Genomic DNA, 21,124 nt, shown 5'->3' with positions numbered 1-21,124 from the left:
GCAATAGGGGTCTAGATCTGGTTGGCGACGGCCCCGCGTTGGCGGCGGACCGCGTCGCTGAACAGGATCTTGTCGGTCGCGACGGCCAGAAGCCGGGCGCCGCGTGCGATCCAGCGCGCCGATTGCCGCGCCGTCTCGTCGGCGTCCGGATCGAAGACGGGGGCGATCAGCGGCAGGGCCGCCGTGCGGGCCGCCCCGGCCATGCGCTCCATCGCCGCCTCGACCTGCGGATCGCGGTAGTCGCCGGCGAGCCCCATCGAGACGCTAAGGTCGAAGGGACCGACCAGCAGGCCGAGCAGCCCAGGCGTCGCGCAGATCGCCTCGATCTCCCGCAGCCCCGCGGCGGTCTCCACGAGCGCGATCACGCCCTTCGCCTGCTCGGCGGCGACATGGCCGCGCCAGTCGCGGATGAAATGGCCGCCCGCGCGGACGCAGGGGCAGGCGCCGCGCGATCCCTCGGGCGCGAAGCGCGTGGCGGCGACGGCCAGCGCGGCCTGCGCGGCGGAAGCGATGCCCGGCACGATCACGGCCTCGGCGCCCGAGTCCAACGCGCGGCCGATCCAGCCGGGGTCGAGGGCCGGCGCGCGCACCAGCGGCGAGAGGCCGGCGGCGTCGCAGGCACGGAACAGGTTCTCCGCCTGCGCCAGGCCGAACGCACCATGCTCGCAGTCCACGATGGTGAAGTCGAACCCGCCAGCGCCGATCATATCGATCAGCTCGGGCGCGGCGACCTGCGACCAGGTGCCGATCGCCGGGCGGCCGAGAAGCAGGAGGTCGGCGAAGGTCCGGCGGGGCATGGCTAGCGTCCCATGCTGCGGCGCGCCGCGGCCGCGATGTCGGCGGCGCCCGGGATCACCAGCCGCTCCAGCGTGTCGTTGTAGGGCATCGGGATATCGGCCATGCCGACGCGCTCGGGCGGCGCGTCGAGCCAGTCGAAGGCGGTCTCCACCACCGCGGCGACAACCTCGGCGCCGAAGCCGTGGCGCGTCCAGGCCTCATGCGCGACGACGAGGCGGTTGGTGCGCTTCACGCTCGCGACGATACTGTCGAGGTCGAGCGGCCGAAGCGTGCGGGGGTCGATCACCTCGGCCTCGATGCCCTCGCGCGCGAGATCGGCGGCGGCCTTCAGCGCCTGCGGGACCATTGCCATGGTCGCCAGGATCGTGACGTCGCGCCCCGGTCGCAGCGTGGCGGCGCGGCCGATGGGAATGGCGTAGTCCACCGCCGGCACCGGCCCGCGCGCCTGCACGTAGAGCAGCTTGTGCTCGAGGAAGACAACGGGGTTGTCGTCGCGGATCGCGCTCGCCAGCAGACCCTTCGCGTCATAGGGGCTGGAGGGCGCGATCACGACGAGGCCCGGGATATGGGCGAACCAGGCCTCCAGCGACTGCGAATGCTGCGCGCCGAGCCGGATGCCGCCGCCCTGCGGGCCGCGGAAGACGACGGGCACGCGGGGCCTGCCGCCGAGCATGAAGCGGAACTTAGCGGCCTGGTTGACGATCGCGTCCATCATCAGCGTGACGAAGTCGAAGATCTGGATCTCGACCACGGGCCGCAGCCCGGTGATGGCGGCGCCGACGGCCATGGTGGCGATCGCGTTCTCGCTGATCGGGGTGTCGCGCACGCGCTCGGCGCCGAAGCGGTCCATCAGGCCGCGCGTGCAGCCGAAGATGCCGCCGATGCGCCCGACATCCTCGCCGATGACGAAGACCGAGGCGTCGCGCGCCATCTCCTGCACCAGCGCCTCGTTGATCGCTTCGGTCATCGAGATCTCGCGCGCGGAGGCGTGGGCCGGGCCTGGCCCGGCGACGGTGGCGTGCGGCGCGATCACGGCGGGCGCCAGCACCTCGGCCGTCGGCTCCGGCGCGCGCTCGGCCTCGACGATCGCGGCCTCGACCTCGGCGGCGGCGTCGTGGTGCATTGCGTCGAGCCGATGGCCCGGCACCTGGCGGGAGCGCAGCGCCTCCGCCAGCCGCGCGACGGGATCACCCTGGCGCGCCTCCTGTTCCTCCGCCTCGGCGCGGTAGCGCGGCAGGTTGGCGCGCATGGAGTGGTCGCCCCAGCGATAGGTCAGCGCCTCGATCAGCGTGGGACCGTCGCCGGCGCGGGCCCGGGAAGCGGCACGCGCGACGGCCTCGTGCACGGCCTCCACATCGTTGCCGTCGATGGTCTCGCCGGGCATCGCGTAGGACGCGGCACGGTCGGCGATGCGCGGCACGGAGGTGGACAGCGCCATCGGCGTGGAGAGGCCGTAGCGGTTGTTCTCGCAGAGCAGGACCAGCGGCAGCTTCCAGAGCGCCGCTATGTTGCAGGCCTCGTGGAAGATGCCCTCGTTCGCCGCGCCATCGCCGAAGAAAGCCAGTGCGACCTGGCCCGACCGCCGGATCGCCGCCGACAGCGCCGCCCCGGCGCCGAGCCCGATGCCGGCGCCGACCACGCCATTCGCGCCGAGGATGCCGCGGTCGAGCGCCGCGATGTGCATGGAGCCGCCGAGCCCGCCGCAATAGCCGGTCGCACGGCCGAGCAGTTCCGCCATCATGCGCGGCATCTCGGCACCCTTGGCGATGCAATGGCCGTGGCCGCGATGGTGGGAGACGATCATGTCATCAGGCCGCAGCGCGGCGCAGGCGCCTACCGCGATCGCCTCCTGCCCGACGCAGCTATGCGCGGTGCCCTTCACGACGCCCTTGAGGAACAGCTCGATCACCCGCTCGTCGAAGCGACGGACGCGGCAGAGGTCGCGGTAGAAGCGCTCCAGCGTCGCGGTGTCGAGCGCGACGTTCATGACCGTACGGCCTTGACCTTCACCTCGCAGATGATGCCCGGCATGGAGAATGAGGCGACGCCGAAGCCCGTCCAGGTCGGATAGACCGGCCCCGTGATCCAGCGGTCCTTCACCTGCATGAAGAGCGCGAGGTCGGCGGGGAAGCGCAGGAACCAGGTCTCGAGCTCGACGACGTCGGCGAAGGAGAAGCCCGCGGCGTCCAGCACCTTCTTCACGTTGCGGAAGCACTGGTCGAACTGGGCTTCCTTGTCCTCGATGATCTGGAGCTTCTCGTCGCGGCCGACCTGGCCCGAGATATGCAGCGTGTCGCCGACCAGCACGCCGGGGGCGTACCGGAAGCGCTCGACGATGTTCTCCATCCCCGGCGGGATGATCATGCGACGTCCGGTCATGCCCTCACCCCAGGAATTTCGGCAGCCAGGTCGCGAGCGGCGGGACGGCGACGACAACAGCGAGTCCCACGACCTGCAATGCGATGAAGGGCCACATGGCGGAGAAGATCTCCTCCAACGTCATGTCGGCCGGTGCCACGCCCTTGAGGTAGAAGGCCGCCGGCGCGAAGGGCGGCGAGAGATAGGCGATCTGCATCGAGATGTTGAAGAGGATGCCGAACCACAGCGGGTCGAAGCCGAGCGCGGTGATGGTGGGCACGAAGATCGGCATGGTCAGCAGCATGATCCCGATCCAGTCCAGGAACATGCCGAGCAGGATCCACACCCCGATCATCACCATCACGACGCCGAGCGGCGGAAGCGGGATAGAGCGGAACAGCTCCGTCGCATAGGCGATGCCGCCGACCAGGTTGTAGACGCCGATCAGCGCATTGGTGCCGAGCACCAGCCACAGCACCACGCCGCAGGTGGACATGGTCTGCAGCGCGGCCTCGCGCAGCAGCCTGACCGAAAGCTCGCCGCGCAGCGCGCAGGCCAGCAGCGTGCCGGCGACACCCATCCCCGCGCTTTCCGTCACGCTGGCGATGCCGAGATAGATCGAGCCCATGACGCTGAAGGCGACAAAGACCGGCAGTGCGACGCCCTTCAGCATCGCAACCTTCTCGCGGAACGGAACGTCGGTGACCTCCGGCGGCGGCACGGGGCCGAGTGTGGGGTCCATGCCGCAGCGGATCAGGATGTAGGCGATGTAGATGGCGGCCAGCAGCAGCCCCGGCAGCAGCGTCGCGACGAACAGGTCCCCGATCGGCACATTCGCCGTCAGCCCGTAGAACACGAGGATGATGGAGGGCGGGATCATCGTCCCTAGCGATCCCGCGGAGCAGATCGTCCCGATCGCGAGCTTCCTCTGGTAGCCGAAGCGCAGGAGCTGCGGCAGCGCGACCAGGCCGAGCACCACGATCTCGCCGCCGATCACGCCGACCGTCGCGGCCATCACCACGCCGACCAGCGTCGTCATCGCCGCGATGCCGCCGCGCAGCCGCCCCGCCCAGACCGAGAAGGCGTTGTAGAGATCCCGCGCCAGCCCGCTGCGCTCCAGGATGGAGGCCATCAGCACGAAGAGCGGCACGCTGACCAGCACGTAGCTGTCGAGGAAGGAATAGGTGCGCGACGACAGCAGCATCAGCGCATCCGGGCCGAAGAACCACAGCGTCAGCCCGACCGCGATGGCGCCCGACGAGAAGGCGAGCGGCACGCCGAGCGCCACGCTCGCCAGGATGCCGAGCACGATGATCAGCGTGATCGTCTCGACCGGGAACATTCAGGCGCGGCCTCGCAGCATCGCGACGGTCCGCTGGACGACGCAGAGCAGGAACAGGACGGTCCCGGCCACCAGCACGCCGCGCACGATCGCCGGCAAGGGCCAGTTCGGCGGTCCCGGCGTCAGCTCCGGCGTCCAGCCCGTCGCGTCGAAGCGCCAGATGCTGTCCACCGCCTGGTTCCAGGCGGCGTAGCCGAGCCCGGCGAGATAGACGAGGCCGAGCAGGAGGCCGATCAGCTCCAGCGCGCGGCGCGGCCCCGGCGGCAGGCGATCCACCAGAGCGGTGATGCGGATATGCTCGTTGCGCGCGAAGGCATAGGCGCCGCCGAGCGCGAAGCCGACAGCGCAGAGCGTCGTCGTCGTCTCATGCGCCCAGTTCGTCGGCGCGCCGAACAGATAACGCGCCGTGACCTCGTAGACGGTCACGGCGACGGCGGCGACGAAGACCCAGGCGGCGACGCGCCCGAGCCCGAGCGCGAGACGGTCCAACGACTCTCAGCCGATGCGCGTCTGGAAAGCGCGCAGGCTGCCCAGGATCTGCCCGGCGAGCGGCGAGCGCGGCCCGTAGGTGTCCTGCACCTCCGCCGTGACACGGCCGAGCTTCTGCACCTCGGCGGGCTGCCACTCGATGATGGTGATGCCTTCCTCGCGCATCTTGGCCAGCGCCTCGGCATCCTCGCGCTCGATTGCGGCCTTGTGGGCGGCGGACATGCGCTTGACGGCGGCGGCGATGGCCTGGCGCGCCTCGGCCGGCAGCCCGTCCCAGCGGCGCTTGTTGAAGCTGACCTCGCAAGTCGGCATGGAGTGGTTCGCCGCGATCGAGAAGCGGGCGCTCCGGTAGAGGCCGACGGCGTAGTTCAGGCCCGGATTGGCCTGGTCGGCCGCGTCCACCACGCCGGATTGCAGCGCGTTGAAGAGCTCAGGGAGCGGGAGGTTGACGACGGAGGCGCCGGCGCGGCCGAACACCTCCGCGATCATGCCGGGCGGGCAGCGCACCTTGAGCCCACGCAAATCCTCCACCCCGTTCAGCGCGCGGCGCGAGGGGATGTGCTCGCCCGGCCAGTAGAACTGGTCCACGTAATACAGGCCGAAGCGGTCATAGAGCTGGCGGCCGAGATCGACGCCGTTGCCCTCGCTGAACCAGCGGTCGCGCGCATCCACGGACGGGAAGGTCGCGCCGGTGTCGCCGAGGATGACGAAGCCCGCGTCGCGCGCGGCGAACCACGAAGGTGCCGCGAACTGCCCGTCGAGCACGCCGTTGCGCACGGTCTCCAGCAGCTCGGTCGGCGCGACCACGGCGCCGCCGGGCAGCACGCTGATCGTCACGCGCCCGCCGGTCGCGTTCTTCACATCCTCGGCGAAGGCCATCGCGACGGTGTGCAGCGCGGCGTTGGTACCGAGGAAGTGCTGCATGCGGAGCGTCACGCCCTGCGCCAGCGCCGGCGGCGCGGCATAGGGCAGGGCGAGCGCGGCGGGGGCTGCCAGCAGCAGGCGGCGGCGGATCATCGGACGTGGTCTCCCTTGTGCATTGCCAGGCCGATTCACGCCTTTGCGCCTGTCGGCGCTCCGGCGACCGGACCGGGGTTCTTCATGCCGAGGATCGCCTTCGCTTCGTCGGGCGTCGCGACCTCGCGGCCGAGCTCGCGCGCGATCCCGGCGACGCGGCGGATGATCTCGGCATTCGTGGGCATCGCGCCGCCGCCGCCGAGCTCGTGATAGGTGTAGTCGCCGAGCCCGATCGAGATGTGCCCGCCCTGCGCGATGATGGGCGCGGCGAGGGAAAACAGGTTCCCGCCGAAATTCACGACGGTCCATTCGATCCGCCGGCCTTCCGGCAGGAAGTCGAGATGCGCCTGCAGCCCGCGCAGCGTACCGGGATGCCCGCCGAGGAAGGTGTTGTCGGTCAGGCAGAAGCAGAGATAGCCCGGCTCCTCGAGCAGACCCATGTCCATGAAGGCGCCGACGTAGCGCGTGAAACCGATCGTCCAGGACACGAGATAGGGCTTCAGGCCGGCACCGCGGATCGCGTCGGCGAAATGCATCAGCGTGCCTGTGGAGTTGCGGTAGACCAGCTCCTGCGTCTCGAACCGCCGCGCCTGCGCGTTGTAGCGGTCCACATTCACCGAACCCATGTCCATCGGCGCGAAATGCGGCGCGCGTTCGGGATGCTGCGCCATCTCCAGTATATGCGCGACGCGCGCCTCGGGCCCGGCATCGAGCGTGACGTAGCCGAGCGTCGGGTGCACCAGGATGTCGGAATGCTCGCGGATCAGCCGCACGGCTTCGGCGTAGCTTTCGGCGGCGTGGTCGGGCGATCCGTCGGGCCGGCGGGCGTGGAAATGAAGGATGGCGGCGCCGGCCTCGCGGCAGGCGACCGCGTCCCGCGCGATCTCTTCCGGCGTGTAGGGCACGTTCGGATTGCCCTGCTCGCGCATCATGTATTCGTTGACGCGCGCCTCGATGATGAGCTTGCGCACGGTCGGCCCTTGGTTCGTTTCCCAGGACCCACATACCAGCGGCATATGCCTTACGGTCAATAGGAATTGCTGGAATCACGCTGTTGCGCGTGGAATGCTTGATCCGGCTGCGGATTTCTATAACCTAAGCCATATGAGCCGCAGCGATCAGCGTCCTGATGGCGTGCCGCTGGCGCAGGGCCTGCTCGATCTGCTGCAGGGGCACTTTCCCGGCCACACCATGCAGCGCATGCGGCTGCCGGACGGGCGCTATCGCTACACCTATGTCAGCCCCGGCGTGCGCGAGACCTTCGGCCTGGACCCCGAAGCCCTGCTCGGCGCGACCAGCGTCGGCCATGAATGGCTTCCCGAGCCCGACCGCACGCGCTTCGTCGAGGCGCTGGAGCGCTCCGCCGCGACGCTGGAGACGCTCGACATGGAGGTCCGCGTACGCCGTCCCGACGGGACGCTTCGCTGGGTGCGGTCCATCGGTCATCCCCGGCGCCTGGCCGATGGAAGCGTGGTCTGGGACGGTGTCGCCCTCGACGTGACGGACCGGCACGAGGCGCGTGCCGCGCTCGATGCCGCCCTCGACGCCGCCCGACGGCGAGAGGCGTCGGGCAGCGGCCTCAGTGCGGTCGCGCTGCGCGACCTGGCCCGTCCGATGGCGCGGCTGCGGGAGGCGCTGAAGGCGCTGCCTCCGCGCTCATCCGGCGTTCCGCTCCAGAGGCTCGAGGAGCTCGAAGCCGCCCTGGCCAGTGCGGTGGCGCTCATGCAGGCTGCCGGCAGCTCGGCCGAGGCACCGCCCGCGCTTCCCGAGCAGCCCGCACCCGGCCTCGAGGCGACATCCGGCCTCACGCAGCGACAGCGGGAAATCCTCGGCCTGCTGAGACAGGGGCTTCCGAACCGCGAAATCGCGACGCAGCTTCGTATCGGGGAGGGGACGGTGAAGCTGCATGTCTCCGCGATCATGCGGCGTCTTGGCGCCAGGAACCGGACCGAGGCAGCCTTGCGACGCGACGCCGGGCCGCCGACGACGGGCTGGCGGTGATCGCGTCTCCAGGTCGCGCGGCACCATGACAAGCGACCTTCCGCGGGGCGAAGGCGATCGTCACCTCCGGTGATGCATTATCAGCGATGTTCTGGTATTGTTCGGGTGCATGGACCCGTCCTTCACCTACACCGTCGCCGATCTCGCGCCGGACCAGGCGTTGCGCCTGCCCTGCACCTGCGGCGTGCGGACCTTCCGGCGTGACCGGCTCGCCGCGCTGGTCGGGCGCGACGCGCGGCTGCACCTGATCGGGCTGCGCCGGGAGCTCTGGTGCCGGGATTGCGGGGAGCCGCCCCTGCAGGGGTGGGTGGTCAGCGAGGAAGCGCGGACGCCCTGACGGCGGCCGGCGCGTCATCCTTCGGCTCGCCGCCCGACCGCCGGATCGTCGCGGCCGGCACGGCCCAGCCGCCGGCCTGGCCGCGCACCGCCATGGACCCCACCCCGGCCACGATCCAGGACCCGTCGGGCTGCTTCAGCAGCAGCGGCCCGCCGGACGACCCGCCGGTCGCCGAGCAGGAATGGCGCAGCATCATCCGCCCGGCCAGGTCGCGCCCGTAGCCCAGCGTGGTGCAGGCGACGTCGGCCACCAGTGTCGTCGGTCGATCCGCCTGGTAGCCGCCCAACGCCACGGGCACGCCCGGCCGCACGAAGCCCGGCGCCAGCGGCAGCACCCGGTCGGCCGGCTGCGGCGGCGCCGAGGGGTCGAGCCGCAGCAGCGCCCAATCGGCATCCGGCGGCGCCGAAGGGTCCGGTACAGGCCCCGGCCGCGCCGCGAAGCCGGGGCCGAGCATGAAGCTGTCCACCCGCGCGCGCAGCCCCTCGTTTTCCGGCGACAGGCCGAGCACGAAGACGACGGCGCGGGGGTCCAGCGGCTCCGCCGTGCGGGGATCGAGCAGGCAATGCGCCGCGGTCAGCACGGTGCGCGGCCCGACCACCGCGCCGGTGCAGCGCCCGCCCACCGCGGTCGCCACCACGCCGACCGACCGCCAGGGCGGATCGTCCAGCGCGACCTGCTGGCGCACTTCCTGCGCGCCGAGGCCGGCCCGGTTGGCGCCCGCGAGGCCGGGATAGCTCGGTCCGATGGCGGTCCCGGTGCAGGCGCCGAGCAGGAGCAGGGCGGGAAGGGCCGCGGCCCGCATCGCTACGCCAGTGCAGCGGCCAGCGCGGCGGCCGGCTCGACGCGCCCGTCATACAGCGCACGGCCGAGGATCGCCCCCGCGATGCCCGCCCCCGTCGCCTTCAAGGCGACGATGTCGCCGACCGCCGCAAGCCCGCCCGAGGCGATCACCGGGATCGGCACGGCGCGCGCGAGATCGGCAGTCAGTTCGAGGTTCACGCCGGACAGCATGCCGTCGCGCGCGATGTCGGTGAAGACGATGGCGGCCGCGCCGGCATCCGCGAAGCGCAGCGCGAGGTCGCGCGCGGTGACATCGGAGGTCTCGGCCCAGCCCTCGGTCGCGACGAAGCCGTCGCGCGCGTCGAGGCCGAGCGCGACCCGGCCGGGGAACGCCTTGCAGGCGGCGCGGGCGAAGTCCGGGTCCTTCACCGCGGCCGAGCCCAGGATGATGCGGGCCACGCCGGCCTCGAGCCAGGCGCCCGCGGTCTTCATGTCGCGGATGCCGCCGCCGAGCTGGACGGGCAGGCCGGGCACGGCGCCGAGTATCGCCTTCACGGCGGCCGCATTGGCCGGCCTGCCCGCGAAGGCGCCGTCGAGGTCCACCACATGCACCCAGGCGAAGCCCGCGGCGGCGAAGGACGCGGCCTGCCCGGCGGGGTCATCCGCATAGACCGTCGCCTGGTCCATCTCGCCTCGCTTCAGGCGCACGACCTGGCCGCCCTTGAGGTCGATGGCGGGGTAGAGGGTGAAGGTCATGCCGCGGCTCCGGGCCGGGTCGTGCACGACACGATGGTGCCCGTCATGCCCCGCCGATCAGGCTCCCCGTGCTGCGGCCGCGGCCGGGCTCGAGCAGCTTGTAGTAGTGGTGGCCCGCCACCGTCCTTCCGTCCACGCGGGCATAGGCAGGGTGCGTGCCCCAGCGGGTGTATCCCGTGTTCTCGAACAGCGCGATCGCGCTTTCCTGCGTCTCCCGCACGTCGAGGTTCAGCACGCGGAAGCCGATGGCCGCGGCGTGCTCCTCGACGCGGTCCAGCAGGCGCCGCGCCAGCCCGAAGCCCCGGGCATAGGGCGCGATGTAGACCGCCGTCAGCTGCGCGGCGAAGGCCTGGGCCTCGTTGTTGCGGGACGGGCGCACGAGCTGGGCCGAGCCGACCGCCACGCTGTCGAGTCGCGCGATGAACAGGATGCGGTCCGGCACCAGCAGCACGCCGCGGAAGTGGCGCGCCAGCACGCCGCGATCCTGCTGCTGCACCCAGCCGAAGCCGCCGCCTTCGATGATGGCGGCGTTGGTGGCCTCGCAGAGGTCCTCGATGTCGTGCTCGGTCAGCGTCGTCGCGATCTCGACCGAGAGCTTGTGGCCGGCGGGCTTCGCCTGGCTCATGGCGTCCAGCCCATGAAGTTGGCCAGGATGCGCAGCCCGACCTGGCCCGACTTCTCCGCGTGGAACTGCGTCCCCGCGATGTTGTCGCGCCCGACCATGGCGACGACCGGCCCGCCATACTCGGCCGAGGCCAGCAGCTGTCGGTCGTCGCCGCCCTGCAGTGCGTAGGAATGCACGAAATAGGCGTGGCCGCCTTCCGCGACGCCGTCCAGCAGCGGATGCGGCGCGGCGCGGTGAAGGCCGTTCCAGCCCATCTGCGGCAGCGGCAGCGCCGCGTCGCCCTCGCGCGGGTCCATCGGCGCGATCTCGCCGGCGATCCAGCCGAGGCCGGGCGTCACGCCATGCTCCAGCCCGCGCTCGGCCATGAGCTGCATGCCGACGCAGATGCCGAGGAAGGGCTTCCCCTTGTCGATCACCTGCTCCTGGAGCTCGTCGGTCATGCCGGGCAGCGCGTCGAGCCCGCGCCGACATGACGCGAAGGCGCCCTGGCCCGGCAGGATGACGCGGTCGGCGTCGCGCAGGTCGTCGGCCCGCGTGGTGACGACGATGTCGGCCGCCACGCCTTCCTCCCGCGCCACGCGTTCCAGCGCGCGGCGGACGGAGGCGAGGTTCCCCGAGCCGGGGTCGATGACGGCGATCTTCATGGCATCGCCTTCACCAGGTCGGGCCGCTGCTGGCCGAGCCGGAACCACGCCAGATCCTGGTCGGGCGCGGCCACGACACCGAGCTCCGCCAATCCCTTGCGGGCGAGCTTCGCGCGCAGCCGGTCCCGCGCCTCCATCCCGGCGAGCAGGTGCAGCGCGAGGATGGCGACGCCCGAGACGGGGTCCGGCAGGAAGCCCGCGCCGATGGTGAGCGCCAGCAGCGCCAGCGCTTCCCACCACAGGCGGTTGAACAGGAACCAGAGGAAGCCGAAGACGAAGGCCCAGAACGAGAAGCCCTCCCTCACCAGGACCGGCGGGCGCGGCCTGGGTTCCGGCCATCCCTCGGGGCCGGAGGCCTCGCGGGGGGGCTCGCCATGGACGGTGTAGAGCTTCAACTACCCCTCCAGGCTGCCCTTGGTGGACGGGATCGCCCCGGCGGAGCGGGGGTCCTGCTCAGTCGCCATGCGCAGCGCGCGTGCGACGGCCTTGAAGCAGGCCTCCGCGACATGGTGCGCGTTGGTGCCGGCCTTCAAGGTCACATGCAGCGTCACGCCGGCGTTGAAGGCGAGCGCGCGGAAGAACTCCTCGACCAGCTCGGTGTCGAAGGTCCCGATCTTGGGCCGCTGGAAGGTCACGGACCACGCGAGGTAGGGCCGGCCGGAGATGTCCACCGCGGCCTCGGCCAGCGCCTCGTCCATCGGGACCAGCGCCTGGCCGAAGCGGCGGATGCCGTGCTTGGACCCCAGCGCGGCGCGGATCGCCTGGCCGATGACGATGCCGACATCCTCGGTCGTGTGGTGGTCGTCGATGTGCAGGTCGCCCTTCGCCGCGACCTTCAGGTCCATCATCCCGTGCCGGGCGAGCGCGGTGAGCATGTGGTCGAGGAAGCCGACGCCCGTCGCGATCTCGCCCTTGCCCGACCCGTCGAGATCGAGGGCGACGCGGATATCCGTCTCCGAGGTGGCGCGCGCGATTTCGGCGCGACGGGGGGTCATCTGCTCGCGTTCCGGTTGTAGAGACTGCCTCCGACCCCTTTACGCCCCGGGGCGCGGCTTGGCGAGGGGGCCGTTGTCCGCGCCGGGGCGGCGGGCCACATCATACCTCATGACGACCAATGACGACCTCGCCGGCTGGCACGGCACCACCATCCTCTGCGTCCGGAAGGACGGGCGCGTCGCCATGGCGGGCGACGGCCAGGTCTCGCTGGGCCAGACCGTGGTGAAGGCCAATGCGCGCAAGGTGCGCCGCATTGCCAACGGCCGCGTGCTGGCCGGCTTCGCCGGTGCCACCGCCGACGCCTTCACGCTGCTCGAGCGGCTTGAGGCGAAGCTGGAGCGCTTCCCCGACCAGCTCGAGCGCGCCTGCGTCGAGCTCGCCAAGGACTGGCGGACCGACCGCTACCTCCGCCGGCTGGAGGCGCTGCTGGCGGTGGCCGATTCCAAGCGCAGCCTGCTGCTGACCGGCCAGGGCGACGTGCTGGAGCCCGAGGATGCCGTGATCGGCATCGGGTCGGGCGGCAACTACGCGCTGGCCGCGGCACGCGCGCTGCTGCCGGTTGAGGGGCTGTCGTCCGAAGAGATATGCCGCCGCGCGATGAAGATCGCCGGCGACATCTGCGTCTACACCAACGGCAACATCGTTCTCGAAAGCCTGGAAGCGTGACCGAAGCTGTCAATCTGAGCCCGCGCGAGATCGTCAGCGAACTCGACCGGCACATCGTCGGCCAGGGCGAGGCCAAGCGCGCCGTCGCGATCGCGCTGCGCAACCGCTGGCGCCGCCAGCAGCTTCCGAGCGGCCTGCGCGAGGAAGTCGTGCCGAAGAACATCCTGATGATCGGGCCCACGGGCTGCGGCAAGACGGAGATCGCGCGGCGCCTGGCGAAGCTCGCCAACGCGCCCTTCCTAAAGGTCGAGGCGACGAAGTTCACCGAGGTGGGCTATGTCGGCCGCGACGTGGACAGCATCGTGCGCGACCTTGTCGAGGCGTCCATCAACCAGACCCGCGAGACCTCCCGCAAGGCGGTGCAGGCCAAGGCGGAGCTGGCGGCGGAGGAACGGCTGGTCTCCGCCCTCGTGGGCGAAGGCGCCTCCGGCGAGACCAAGATGAAATTCCGCCGCCTGCTGCGCGAAGGCCAGCTCGAGAGCCGGGAGGTGGAGGTGCAGCTCGCCGACACCGGAAGCTCGCCGATCGGCATGATCGACCTGCCGGGCGCGCAAGGCATCCAGATGCAGAACATGCAGGACATGCTCGGCAAGATGTTCGGCGGCCGCACCAAGCCGCGGAAGATGAGCGTGGCCGAGGCGCGCATCGCGCTCACGAAGGACGAGGCGGACAAGCTGCTCGACAGCGACCAGCTGACCCGCGATGCGGTCGCGAACGCCGAGAACAACGGCATCGTCTTCATCGACGAGATCGACAAGGTTTGCGCGCGCACCAGCGAAGGCGGCTTCCGCGGCGGCGACGTCTCCCGCGAAGGCGTGCAGCGCGACCTGCTGCCGCTGATCGAGGGCACGACGGTCACGACGAAGCACGGGCCGGTGAAGACGGACCACATCCTCTTCATCGCCTCCGGCGCCTTCCACATGGCCAAGCCCTCGGACCTGCTGCCGGAATTGCAGGGCCGCCTGCCGATCCGCGTGGAGCTCAAGGCGCTGACCCGCGAGGATTTCCGTCGCATCCTGACCGAGCCCGAGCATTCGCTGGTGCGGCAATACGTGGCGCTGCTGGGGACCGAGGGCGTGACGCTCGACGTGCAGGACAGCGCCGTGGATGCGCTGGCTGAGCTCGCGGCCGAGATCAATGCGACGGTCGAGAACATCGGCGCGCGGCGACTGGCAACGGTGATGGAGCGGCTGCTCGACGAGATCTCCTTCACCGCGTCCGACCGCAACGGGGAGACGGTCACAGTGGACGGCGAGCTGGTCCGCGGCCGCGTGGCGCCGCTCGCAGCCAGCGCGGATCTCAGCCGGTTCATCCTGTAGGCCCACGTATCCACGGATGTAGACACGTGTTGGCGGGGCTGTTATAACCTCCGTGAACACGGAGGTCCCGTCATGGCCACGCTCAAGCTGCGCGCCGTCGGCAATTCGGTGGGGGTCGTGCTGCCGAAGGAACTGCTGGCCAAGCTGAACCTCGCGGAGGGCGACACGGTGCAGGTAGTGGAGACGCCGGACGGCTTCCTCCTCACGCCCGTGGCCACCGATGTCGAGGAGCAGCTCCGTCTCGGCCGCGAGATGATGAAGAAGTACCGCGAGACCTTCGCGGCGCTCGCGAAGTAGCGCCATGCGCGAGCCGCTCTGGCTCGCGAAGGACGCGTTGCTGCTGCTCCATCGCGAAAGCCTCGGCCTCTTCGGTGGTGCCGACGGCGTGCGCGACGAGGGCTTGCTGGACAGCGCCCTCGCGCGCCCGCTGAACCGCTATGCCTACGAGCAGGAGCAGGACCTCTGCTGCCTGGCGGCGGCCTATGCCAAGGGCATCGCGCAGAACCACCCCTTCGTGGACGGCAACAAGCGCGCGGCCTTCGCGGCGGCCGGTGTCTTCCTCATGCTGAACGGACTGGATCTGACGGCGCCGCCGGCCATGGCGACCGTGGCGATGCTCGACCTCGCCGCCGGCGAGATGGCGGAGGAGGAGTTCGCGACCTGGCTTCGCGACCACACCGCACCGCGGTGATGCGACCACACCGCGCCGCGCTGAATTGCGCGGCGCGCCTCCCCATATCTTTCGCCGCATGTCCGTCACATCAGCCGAACCCCTCACCGACCTCCCCGCCGCCGCCCGGGGCGAGCTTGCGCGCGCCGTCGACCGGCTGGAGCACGCCTCTCTCGCCGCGCAGCTCGCCTCGCTCGCGGGACAGCCGGTCGAGGTGCTGAAGGCGCGCCTCCCCACCGCGTTCCAGGCCGCGCTCGACACCGCCGTGCGGCGCGCGCTGTCGGCAGCGATGGAAGCCGCGCTGAAGACCGATCCCGCGCGCACGCCGATCCCCGTCGCTTCCAACTGGTTCCATCGCGGCATGGCGGCGGCCTCCGGCGCGGCGGGCGGCGCCTTCGGCCTGCCGGGGACGCTGGTGGAGCTGCCGGTCTCCACCGCGCTTCTGCTGCGCCAGGTCGCCGCCGTCGCGGCGGAGAACGGCGAGGACCTGTCGAAACCCGAAGCCGCCGCGGAATGCCTGAAGGTGTTCGCTCTCGGCGGCCGCGACGCGCGGGACGACGCGGCGGAAACCGGCTACTTCGCCGTCCGCATCGCGCTGGCCGAGGCGCTGAAGGGCGCGACCACGCGTGGCCTGGTCGGCGTCGCGCTGCCGGGCTTCCTTGGCGCCATCGCAGCACGCTTCGGCGGGCCCGTCGCGCTGAAGCTCTCGGCGCAGGCGGTGCCGCTGATCGGCGCGGCCGCCGGTGCCGCGGTGAACCTCGCCTTCCTCGAGCATTTCCGCGGCGTGGCGGAGGCGCATTTCACCGTCCGCCGGCTGGAGCGCACGCACGGCGCCGCGCTGGTGAAGCGCGCCTATGAGCAGCTCGCCGAAACCCGCGACGCCCGGTTCAACGCCTGACCGGAAGGTGACGGGCTTCTCACGTGCCGTGGTTCCGACCGCAGTCTAGAGTTGCGAACGGTTCTTAATCGCAGGCCTTCGCATGTCCCTTGCCCTCGACGCCGCCCTGATCCTGCTCCGCGAGGGGCTGGAGGCGGTCCTGGTCCTCGCGGCCCTCGCCGCGCTTCTCATCCGCGTCGCGCCGGATCGCGCCGGTGCGCTCTACTGGGGTGCCGGTGCCGGCATCCTGGCGAGCCTGGTCGCGGCGGCGCTCTACGCCGCCTTCCTCGGCGGCGCGCATGACGACCGCGTCGAGGCCATCACCTGCTTCCTCGCGGCGGGGCTGATGCTCTGGACCGGCGGCTGGCTTGCCCGCAGCGCCGATCCCCGCGCCTGGAGCCGCGCGCTGCAGGCCAAGGCCGACAAGGCGCTCGCCGGGCGCAACGTCGCGCTCGCGGTCGGCGCGATCGGCTTCCTCGCGGTGTTCCGCGAAGGGGCGGAGACCGTGCTGTTCCTCGCCGCGCTGGGCGGCGGGGGGCAGCCGCTGATGCTTGCGCTCGGCATCGGCGTCGCGGCGGTGCTGCTGGTCGTGCTGTGGATGGTGATCTCGCGCGGGGCGGTCCGGCTGCCGCTGCGGCCGATGTTCCTCGTGACGTCCGTCTTCCTGCTGGTCATGGCCGCGCGCTTCGCTGCCGCCGGCGTGCAGGAGCTGCAGGAGCAGACCATCCTGCCCTTCACGCCGATCGACGCGGACTGGCTCGAGGATGTCGGCCTGCCCGCGACCTGGGAGGCGCTGGGCACCTTCATCGCCGTGCTGCTGGTCGCGATCCCCGCCTTCCGGCCGCGGCCGGCCTCGCATGGATCGCCCAGGGCCGCGGCGGCGGAGTGACGGGCCAGGCTTGCCGAAGCGCAATCCAGGTGACACTGGTGTGAACCGCCAACGGCATACAATCGGCGGATAGTCGGCGCCTAACCTGTCGTGCCCGGTCGGGCCAGCACTCGGCGGGGCAGGGGAGGCGCTTCGCATGGACTTAGGGGCACACCCGCCTCCGTCCGGGCAGTTCGAGGACGGGCCCGAATCCCTGCTCGATCAGGCCTTGGCTGGCCTGTCGCCGGACTGGCATCGGCTGGGCCCCTGCCTGCTGCCGCCCCCCGTTGGCGGCTCGGACTGGGTCCGCGTGCCCTACGTCCTGCTGCACTCCGAGCTCGGCATCGTGCTGGTGGAGATCGAGCCCGCCGTCACGCCGGATGCGGTGCAGCGGCTGCGGCTGTGCCTCGCGGCCGAGCTGGACTCCGCGCACCGCAAGGCCGTGCCAGTGCTGCATCTCGGCATCGCGCCGTCGCGCACGGAGCGGCTGGGCCGGGCGCTCGAACACGCCCTGGCCCAGAGGCTCGCGGCGGGCGGCGGCGCGGATGATTCCTGGGTGGGCCCGGCGATCGCCGCGCTGCGCGGGCCGGATGCCCGACGCGACGAGCGGGCGCTGACCGGGCCACGCCTGGCGGTGCTGGGTGCTGCCGTCGCGGCTCTCGCAGGGTTCGGCCTGGTCGCGGTCCAGCTTCACCGGACGCCAGCCATCGAAGCAGCGGGCGGGCCGGGGCCCGCCGATCCGCTGGTGCTCACGGAGGATGCGCCGGCGAGCCCCGTGATAAGCACCTCGGCGGCGGTGCTGGTGGAGCCCGAGCCGATCGCAGCCGCGGATGCGGCCGGGACGCCGCCTGGCCCGCCGCTCCCGCCGCCGCCGGATCCGCCCCGTATCGCGAACCCCTTCCCCCCTGGCGCGATGGCCGGCGCCGCCATGCCGCCGGATCCGCCGGCCCGGTTGTCCGACCTGCCCCGCGCCTTCGCCTTCCTGCCGGGCCTGCCCTCGTTGCCGACGCTGCGGCCGTTGTCTCCCCCGTCGCCGAATCTCCTGCCCGACGCGCCGCCCGCGGCGATCCTGATCGCTGCGCTGCCCGACCTGCCGCCGCCGGCTCCACCCCCGCCGCCCTCGGCGCCTCGATCCGCCGGCCTGGAAGCGGCGCAGGCCGATCCGCCGCCTTCGGCCGCCGAGGCGGCCGAGCCTCCATCGCCCCCCGGCGCGAAGACCGGGTTCGACGCCGTCGCCGACCCCGCCCCTGCGCCGGTCGAGCCGGCCGCCCTCCCGGCGCCGGGGGAAGCGGCACCGCCCACCGATGCCGATCCCCGCGCCGGGCCGCAGTCGGCCGCGGCGCCCGCCCCGGCTCAGCCGCCGGCGGTGCAGGCGGAGCCCGTCCCGCAGCCCGCCGCGCCGGCCGAAGCGCGGCCGCGGATGGCCCCCGCCGCCGTCGAGGCGCTGCTCCGGCGCGGCGACCGGATGCTGGCGCTCGGAGACGTCTCCGCGGCGCGTCTCCTGTATGCGCGGGCCGCCGCTGAGGGCAGCGGCGCGGCGGCACTCGCCCTCGGGCGCACCCACGACCCGGCCGAGCTCGCCAGGCTCGGGGTGCGCGGCCTGCGGCCGGATCCCGAGGAAGCGGCGCGCTGGTACCGCCAGGCCGCGGAACTCGGCGAGCCCGCGGCGGCGCCCCTGCTGCGGGGCGTCGGCCGCTGATGGGGAGGACGGACATGGGACAGGCATCGCGGCGCGCATTGCTGCTGGGCGGGGCATCCGCCCTGGCGGCGGGGCTTGCGCCGGCGCGGGCGCAGCAGCCCTCGCCGCAGGTGCTCTCGGCCGCGGCGCAGCGCGCCAATGCCGGGACGGTCGGGGTCGTCTCCGGCGGGGTGGACGGCACCTATGTCCGCATCGCGGCCGACCTCGCCGCCGTGCTCGACAACGGCGACGAGCTGCGGGTGCTGCCGATCATCGGGCGCGGCTCGCTGCAGAACATCGCCGACATCATGTTCCTGCGCGGCGTGGACGTCGGCATCGTGCAGTCCGACGTGCTGGCCTATGCGCAGCGCGAGCGCCTGTTCCCGGGCGTCACGCAGCTCGTCCACTACATCGCCAAGCTCTACGACGAGGAGTTCCACCTGCTGGCGGGCCCGCGCGTCGCGCGCGTCGAGGATCTCGCGGGGCAGCGGGTGAATGTGGACCTTCGCCCGAGCGGCACGGCGATGACGGCGTCCCTGGTGTTCGAAAGGCTGGGCGTCGCCGCCACGCTGACGCACGATCCGCAGGACGTCGCGCTCGAGAAGCTGCGGCGCGGCGAGATCGCGGCGATGGCCTTCGTCGCCGGCCAGCCGGCGCGGCTCTTCTCCGCCATTCCCGCGGGGTCCGGCCTGCGCTTCCTGCCGGTGCAGGCGACGCCGGCGCTGATGGAGACCTACCTGCCCTCCCGGCTCGAGGCGGCGCGCTACCCCAACCTGATCCCGGCCGGGCAGACGGTGGACACGATCGCGGTCGGCGCGGTCATGGCCGTCTATGCCTGGCCGTCCGGCAGCGACCGCCATCGCAAGGTCGCGCGCTTCGTGGACGCCTTCTTCACGCGCTTCGAGGAGTTCCAACGCCCGCCGCGCCACGCCAAGTGGCTCGAGGTGAACCTGACGGCGCAGGTGCCGGGCTGGACGCGCTTCGGCGTCGCGCAGGACGTCATGGCGCGGCTCGGCGGCGTGGCCGCGCGCTGATCCTTCAGGCCGGCACGGTACCGCGCACGGCGGTGGCAAGCGCGTCGTAGGCGACCGAACCGTCGGGCTGCGTCAGCCGCGCCGCAAGCCTCTCGCGCAGCGCGGCGAGTTCCGCGGGCGGCAGCGTCGCGACCAGCCTGGCGAGTGTCGCGGTGCCGACGATGCTGTCCCAGAAGGCATCGAAGCCGGGATAATGGCGGCGCACCGTGATGTCGCGCAGCTCGACGTCGCGCAGCCCCGTCCAGCGCCACAGCGCGGCGAGCGGATCGCGCGCGGCGACGGCCCAGTGCGGCGGGCGCGGCGGCGGGTGGCCCATGGCGCGCAGCTCGGCATGCGCGACCTCGAAGGGGAAGCCGCCGCGGCTGAAATCCCAGGCATAGGCCGCGACGACGCCGCCAGGCCGCACCACGCGCATCATCTCGGCGACGGCCTTGGCGGGGTCGGGGACGAAGAAGACGACGAGGGCCATGGCGGCGACGTCGAAGCGCCGGTCCTCGAAGGGCAGCGACAGCGCATCGCCCTGCCGGAAGCTGGCGGCCCGCGCGCCGGGCCGGCCGCGGGCGAAGGCGAGCTGCCCTTCGGAGGGATCGAGCGCCTGCACCTCGGCCGGCGCGGAGCGCCGCAGGATCTGCTCGGTGAAGGCACCGTTGCCACAGCCCACGTCGAGCCATCGCCCGCCGGGCGCCGGGGCGAGCCAGTCCAGGAAGACCTCTCCGGCCAGGCTGCTCCAGACACCCATCGAGCGCTCATAGGCCGCGCCGTCCTCGAAGCGGATCTCGCTCATGCGCCGGGCCCTCCGGCGCCAGCATCGCGCAGGCGCGCCGCGCCGGGAAGCGCGCCGCGCGCGGCGTTCAGGATTCGGGGCGGATGTTCCGCTTGCGGATGAGCTCGCCCCACTTCGTGCTCTCGGCCTGCATGTAGGGGCCGAAGGCCTCCGCCGTGCCACCGACGGGATCGATCGCGAGCGGTTCGAGCCGGCTCTTCGTCGCCGCCGAGCCCATGACCTGACGCATTGCCTCGCTGAGACGGGTGACGATCGGTGCCGGCGTGCCGGCCGGGGCGAAGAGGCCGAAATCGGTCGAGGCGCGATAGCCGGGGAAGCCGAGCTCGGCGACCGTCGGCACATCGGGCGCCTGCGGGCTGCGCGTGTCGCCCGTGTAGGCCAGCGCGCGCAGCGTGCGGTCGCGCAGGAAGGGGATCGCGGTGACGCTGTCCACGAAGGAGATCTGCACCTGCTTCGCGATCACGTCCTGCAGCGCCGCCGCGCCGGACCGGTACGGCACGTGCAGCCACTGGATGTTCGCCATGTCGGCCAGCAGCTCGGGCCCGAGGTGGTTGGCCACCCCCGCGCCGGCGCTGCCGAAGGAGATCCGGCCGGGCGCGGCACGTGACGCCTCGATCAGCTGGCCGAGATTCTGCCAGGGCGCGTCGGGCGCGACGCAGATGAACATCGCGTTCGTCGCGATCAGCCCGATCGGCGTGAAGGCCGTGGCGTTGTCGTAGCTCAGCGGGAAGAGCGACGGCGCCATGGCGAAGGTGCCGTTCGGCATCACCGCCAGCGTGTAGCCATCCGGCCGCGCACGGGCCAGTGCGCCGGCGGCCACGGTCCCGGACGCGCCGGGACGGTTGTCCACCACGAATTGCTGCCCGAAGATCGTCGAGAATTCCTGCGCGATCAGCCGCGCCACGAAGTCGGTCGAGCCGCCCGGCGCGAAGGGCACCAGCACGCTCACCGGGCGCGACGGCCAGGCCGGCTGCGCCTGCGCGAAGGCCTCGCGCCCGGCGACAAGGGCGCCGGCGGAGGCCAGCAGGGCGCGGCGATGGAAGCTCATGCGATCCTCCCGAGGAACGGCCCTTCGGCCGGGTTGC

Annotated in this window: 25 protein-coding genes; 10 read left to right on the top strand and 15 right to left on the bottom strand. The window is 72.0% G+C overall.

Features of this window, described 5'->3' with window-relative positions:
• Positions 1-11: 11 nt before the first annotated feature.
• The 7 genes from ACLF3M_RS18375 to ACLF3M_RS18345 are packed head-to-tail and all read right to left on the bottom strand — an operon-like array spanning position 12 to position 6,975.
• Positions 12-797 (bottom strand): HpcH/HpaI aldolase family protein, encoded by a 786-nt coding sequence (locus ACLF3M_RS18375; RefSeq protein ID WP_430658419.1) that lies wholly within the window; start codon positions 795-797, stop codon positions 12-14.
• A gap of 2 nt (positions 798-799) precedes the next feature.
• Positions 800-2,785, bottom strand: a complete 1,986-nt coding sequence (locus ACLF3M_RS18370) for an alpha-ketoacid dehydrogenase subunit alpha/beta (protein WP_430658418.1) — start codon at positions 2,783-2,785, stop codon at positions 800-802.
• Positions 2,782-3,177: a RidA family protein gene (locus tag ACLF3M_RS18365; protein WP_430658417.1), complete on the bottom strand. Its 396-nt coding sequence runs from the start codon at positions 3,175-3,177 to the stop codon at positions 2,782-2,784. The genes ACLF3M_RS18370 and ACLF3M_RS18365 overlap by 4 nt, the downstream gene beginning before the upstream one ends.
• Before the next feature lie 4 nt (positions 3,178-3,181).
• Positions 3,182-4,498, bottom strand: a complete 1,317-nt coding sequence (locus ACLF3M_RS18360) for a TRAP transporter large permease (RefSeq protein WP_430658416.1) — start codon at positions 4,496-4,498, stop codon at positions 3,182-3,184.
• Complete coding sequence (locus ACLF3M_RS18355; protein WP_430658415.1) at positions 4,499-4,987, bottom strand: TRAP transporter small permease subunit; 489 nt, start codon at positions 4,985-4,987, stop codon at positions 4,499-4,501.
• A 6-nt stretch (positions 4,988-4,993) separates the two neighbouring features.
• Positions 4,994-6,004 (bottom strand): TRAP transporter substrate-binding protein DctP, encoded by a 1,011-nt coding sequence (gene dctP / locus ACLF3M_RS18350; protein WP_430658414.1) that lies wholly within the window; start codon positions 6,002-6,004, stop codon positions 4,994-4,996.
• Between the two features lie 35 nt (positions 6,005-6,039).
• Entirely contained in the window at positions 6,040-6,975 is a 936-nt protein-coding gene (locus ACLF3M_RS18345; RefSeq protein ID WP_430658413.1) for a 3-keto-5-aminohexanoate cleavage protein, read from the bottom strand.
• Positions 6,976-7,108: 133 nt separating this feature from the next.
• Between ACLF3M_RS18345 and ACLF3M_RS18340 the strand changes: the two genes are divergently transcribed.
• Both ACLF3M_RS18340 and ACLF3M_RS18335 read left to right on the top strand, forming a co-directional pair.
• Positions 7,109-8,005 carry a LuxR C-terminal-related transcriptional regulator gene (locus tag ACLF3M_RS18340; RefSeq protein ID WP_430658412.1) on the top strand — a complete coding sequence of 299 codons (897 nt, stop codon included), beginning with the start codon at positions 7,109-7,111 and terminating at the stop codon, positions 8,003-8,005.
• Positions 8,006-8,114: 109 nt separating this feature from the next.
• Positions 8,115-8,342: a hypothetical protein gene (locus ACLF3M_RS18335; protein ID WP_430658411.1), complete on the top strand. Its 228-nt coding sequence runs from the start codon at positions 8,115-8,117 to the stop codon at positions 8,340-8,342.
• Here ACLF3M_RS18335 and ACLF3M_RS18330 read toward each other — a convergent pair.
• Genes ACLF3M_RS18330 through hisB form a run of 6 tightly spaced genes read right to left on the bottom strand, consistent with a single transcriptional unit; the run spans position 8,317 to position 12,142 of the window.
• Positions 8,317-9,144, bottom strand: coding sequence for a trypsin-like serine peptidase (locus ACLF3M_RS18330; RefSeq protein WP_430658410.1), 828 nt, complete (start codon positions 9,142-9,144; stop codon positions 8,317-8,319). The genes ACLF3M_RS18335 and ACLF3M_RS18330 overlap by 26 nt on opposite strands.
• A 2-nt stretch (positions 9,145-9,146) precedes the next feature.
• A complete protein-coding gene (hisA, locus tag ACLF3M_RS18325) occupies positions 9,147-9,878 on the bottom strand; it encodes a 1-(5-phosphoribosyl)-5-[(5-phosphoribosylamino)methylideneamino]imidazole-4-carboxamide isomerase (RefSeq protein WP_430658409.1) in 732 nt (243 codons plus the stop codon).
• A 43-nt stretch (positions 9,879-9,921) separates the two neighbouring features.
• Complete coding sequence (locus tag ACLF3M_RS18320) at positions 9,922-10,503, bottom strand: N-acetyltransferase family protein (RefSeq protein ID WP_430658408.1); 582 nt, start codon at positions 10,501-10,503, stop codon at positions 9,922-9,924.
• Positions 10,500-11,147, bottom strand: coding sequence for an imidazole glycerol phosphate synthase subunit HisH (hisH, locus tag ACLF3M_RS18315; protein ID WP_430658407.1), 648 nt, complete (start codon positions 11,145-11,147; stop codon positions 10,500-10,502). The genes ACLF3M_RS18320 and hisH overlap by 4 nt, the downstream gene beginning before the upstream one ends.
• Positions 11,144-11,542: a DUF2628 domain-containing protein gene (locus tag ACLF3M_RS18310; protein ID WP_430658406.1), complete on the bottom strand. Its 399-nt coding sequence runs from the start codon at positions 11,540-11,542 to the stop codon at positions 11,144-11,146. Before ACLF3M_RS18310 ends, hisH begins: the two co-directional genes overlap by 4 nt.
• Positions 11,543-12,142: an imidazoleglycerol-phosphate dehydratase HisB gene (hisB, locus tag ACLF3M_RS18305; protein WP_430658405.1), complete on the bottom strand. Its 600-nt coding sequence runs from the start codon at positions 12,140-12,142 to the stop codon at positions 11,543-11,545.
• Between the two features lie 109 nt (positions 12,143-12,251).
• Here hisB and hslV point away from each other — a divergent pair, with 109 nt between their 5' ends.
• The 8 genes from hslV to ACLF3M_RS18265 all read left to right on the top strand — a co-directional run bounded on the left by hslV (position 12,252) and on the right by ACLF3M_RS18265 (position 19,255).
• On the top strand, positions 12,252-12,809 hold the full coding sequence (hslV, locus tag ACLF3M_RS18300) for an ATP-dependent protease subunit HslV (protein ID WP_430658404.1): 558 nt from the start codon (positions 12,252-12,254) through the stop codon (positions 12,807-12,809).
• The gene (gene hslU, locus ACLF3M_RS18295) at positions 12,806-14,128 is read left to right on the top strand and encodes an ATP-dependent protease ATPase subunit HslU (RefSeq protein ID WP_430658403.1); all 1,323 of its coding nucleotides are present in this window, start codon (positions 12,806-12,808) and stop codon (positions 14,126-14,128) included. The genes hslV and hslU overlap by 4 nt, the downstream gene beginning before the upstream one ends.
• A gap of 72 nt (positions 14,129-14,200) precedes the next feature.
• A complete protein-coding gene (locus ACLF3M_RS18290; RefSeq protein WP_430658402.1) occupies positions 14,201-14,425 on the top strand; it encodes an AbrB/MazE/SpoVT family DNA-binding domain-containing protein in 225 nt (74 codons plus the stop codon).
• A gap of 4 nt (positions 14,426-14,429) precedes the next feature.
• Positions 14,430-14,819, top strand: a complete 390-nt coding sequence (locus ACLF3M_RS18285) for a type II toxin-antitoxin system death-on-curing family toxin (RefSeq protein ID WP_430658401.1) — start codon at positions 14,430-14,432, stop codon at positions 14,817-14,819.
• A gap of 58 nt (positions 14,820-14,877) precedes the next feature.
• Positions 14,878-15,696 (top strand): EcsC family protein, encoded by an 819-nt coding sequence (locus ACLF3M_RS18280; protein ID WP_430658400.1) that lies wholly within the window; start codon positions 14,878-14,880, stop codon positions 15,694-15,696.
• A gap of 82 nt (positions 15,697-15,778) precedes the next feature.
• The gene (locus ACLF3M_RS18275) at positions 15,779-16,564 is read left to right on the top strand and encodes an FTR1 family iron permease (RefSeq protein ID WP_430658399.1); all 786 of its coding nucleotides are present in this window, start codon (positions 15,779-15,781) and stop codon (positions 16,562-16,564) included.
• Between the two features lie 136 nt (positions 16,565-16,700).
• Positions 16,701-18,242 carry a hypothetical protein gene (locus ACLF3M_RS18270; RefSeq protein WP_430658398.1) on the top strand — a complete coding sequence of 514 codons (1,542 nt, stop codon included), beginning with the start codon at positions 16,701-16,703 and terminating at the stop codon, positions 18,240-18,242.
• A 14-nt stretch (positions 18,243-18,256) separates the two neighbouring features.
• A complete protein-coding gene (locus ACLF3M_RS18265) occupies positions 18,257-19,255 on the top strand; it encodes a TAXI family TRAP transporter solute-binding subunit (RefSeq protein WP_430658397.1) in 999 nt (332 codons plus the stop codon).
• 4 nt (positions 19,256-19,259) lie between these two features.
• Here the strand turns inward: ACLF3M_RS18265 and ACLF3M_RS18260 are convergent, their stop codons facing one another.
• Positions 19,260-20,039: a class I SAM-dependent methyltransferase gene (locus tag ACLF3M_RS18260; RefSeq protein WP_430658396.1), complete on the bottom strand. Its 780-nt coding sequence runs from the start codon at positions 20,037-20,039 to the stop codon at positions 19,260-19,262.
• A 67-nt stretch (positions 20,040-20,106) separates the two neighbouring features.
• Positions 20,107-21,087, bottom strand: coding sequence for a Bug family tripartite tricarboxylate transporter substrate binding protein (locus ACLF3M_RS18255; RefSeq protein WP_430658395.1), 981 nt, complete (start codon positions 21,085-21,087; stop codon positions 20,107-20,109).
• Positions 21,088-21,124: the final 37 nt, after the last annotated feature.

Origin of the sequence: Falsiroseomonas sp. HW251 (assembly GCF_050563545.1) — a bacterium.
Lineage (GTDB): Bacteria > Pseudomonadota > Alphaproteobacteria > Acetobacterales > Acetobacteraceae > Falsiroseomonas.
This window is presented reverse-complemented; position numbering and strand designations above follow the sequence as displayed.

Bases quoted from the DNA above. Each gene is read 5' to 3' on its own strand.
- ACLF3M_RS18375 (WP_430658419.1), bottom strand. From the start codon at position 797: ATGCCCCGCCGGACCTTCGCCGACCTCCTGCTTCTCGGCCGCCCGGCG.
- ACLF3M_RS18370 (WP_430658418.1), bottom strand. From the start codon at position 2,785: ATGAACGTCGCGCTCGACACCGCGACGCTGGAGCGCTTCTACCGCGAC.
- ACLF3M_RS18365 (WP_430658417.1), bottom strand. From the start codon at position 3,177: ATGACCGGACGTCGCATGATCATCCCGCCGGGGATGGAGAACATCGTC.
- ACLF3M_RS18360 (WP_430658416.1), bottom strand. From the start codon at position 4,498: ATGTTCCCGGTCGAGACGATCACGCTGATCATCGTGCTCGGCATCCTG.
- dctP (WP_430658414.1), bottom strand. From the start codon at position 6,004: ATGATCCGCCGCCGCCTGCTGCTGGCAGCCCCCGCCGCGCTCGCCCTG.
- ACLF3M_RS18340 (WP_430658412.1), top strand. From the start codon at position 7,109: ATGAGCCGCAGCGATCAGCGTCCTGATGGCGTGCCGCTGGCGCAGGGC.
- ACLF3M_RS18335 (WP_430658411.1), top strand. From the start codon at position 8,115: ATGGACCCGTCCTTCACCTACACCGTCGCCGATCTCGCGCCGGACCAG.
- ACLF3M_RS18330 (WP_430658410.1), bottom strand. From the start codon at position 9,144: ATGCGGGCCGCGGCCCTTCCCGCCCTGCTCCTGCTCGGCGCCTGCACC.
- hisA (WP_430658409.1), bottom strand. From the start codon at position 9,878: ATGACCTTCACCCTCTACCCCGCCATCGACCTCAAGGGCGGCCAGGTC.
- ACLF3M_RS18320 (WP_430658408.1), bottom strand. From the start codon at position 10,503: ATGAGCCAGGCGAAGCCCGCCGGCCACAAGCTCTCGGTCGAGATCGCG.
- hisH (WP_430658407.1), bottom strand. From the start codon at position 11,147: ATGAAGATCGCCGTCATCGACCCCGGCTCGGGGAACCTCGCCTCCGTC.
- hisB (WP_430658405.1), bottom strand. From the start codon at position 12,142: ATGACCCCCCGTCGCGCCGAAATCGCGCGCGCCACCTCGGAGACGGAT.
- hslV (WP_430658404.1), top strand. From the start codon at position 12,252: ATGACGACCAATGACGACCTCGCCGGCTGGCACGGCACCACCATCCTC.
- ACLF3M_RS18290 (WP_430658402.1), top strand. From the start codon at position 14,201: ATGGCCACGCTCAAGCTGCGCGCCGTCGGCAATTCGGTGGGGGTCGTG.
- ACLF3M_RS18285 (WP_430658401.1), top strand. From the start codon at position 14,430: ATGCGCGAGCCGCTCTGGCTCGCGAAGGACGCGTTGCTGCTGCTCCAT.
- ACLF3M_RS18280 (WP_430658400.1), top strand. From the start codon at position 14,878: ATGTCCGTCACATCAGCCGAACCCCTCACCGACCTCCCCGCCGCCGCC.
- ACLF3M_RS18275 (WP_430658399.1), top strand. From the start codon at position 15,779: ATGTCCCTTGCCCTCGACGCCGCCCTGATCCTGCTCCGCGAGGGGCTG.
- ACLF3M_RS18270 (WP_430658398.1), top strand. From the start codon at position 16,701: ATGGACTTAGGGGCACACCCGCCTCCGTCCGGGCAGTTCGAGGACGGG.
- ACLF3M_RS18265 (WP_430658397.1), top strand. From the start codon at position 18,257: ATGGGACAGGCATCGCGGCGCGCATTGCTGCTGGGCGGGGCATCCGCC.
- ACLF3M_RS18260 (WP_430658396.1), bottom strand. From the start codon at position 20,039: ATGAGCGAGATCCGCTTCGAGGACGGCGCGGCCTATGAGCGCTCGATG.
- ACLF3M_RS18255 (WP_430658395.1), bottom strand. From the start codon at position 21,087: ATGAGCTTCCATCGCCGCGCCCTGCTGGCCTCCGCCGGCGCCCTTGTC.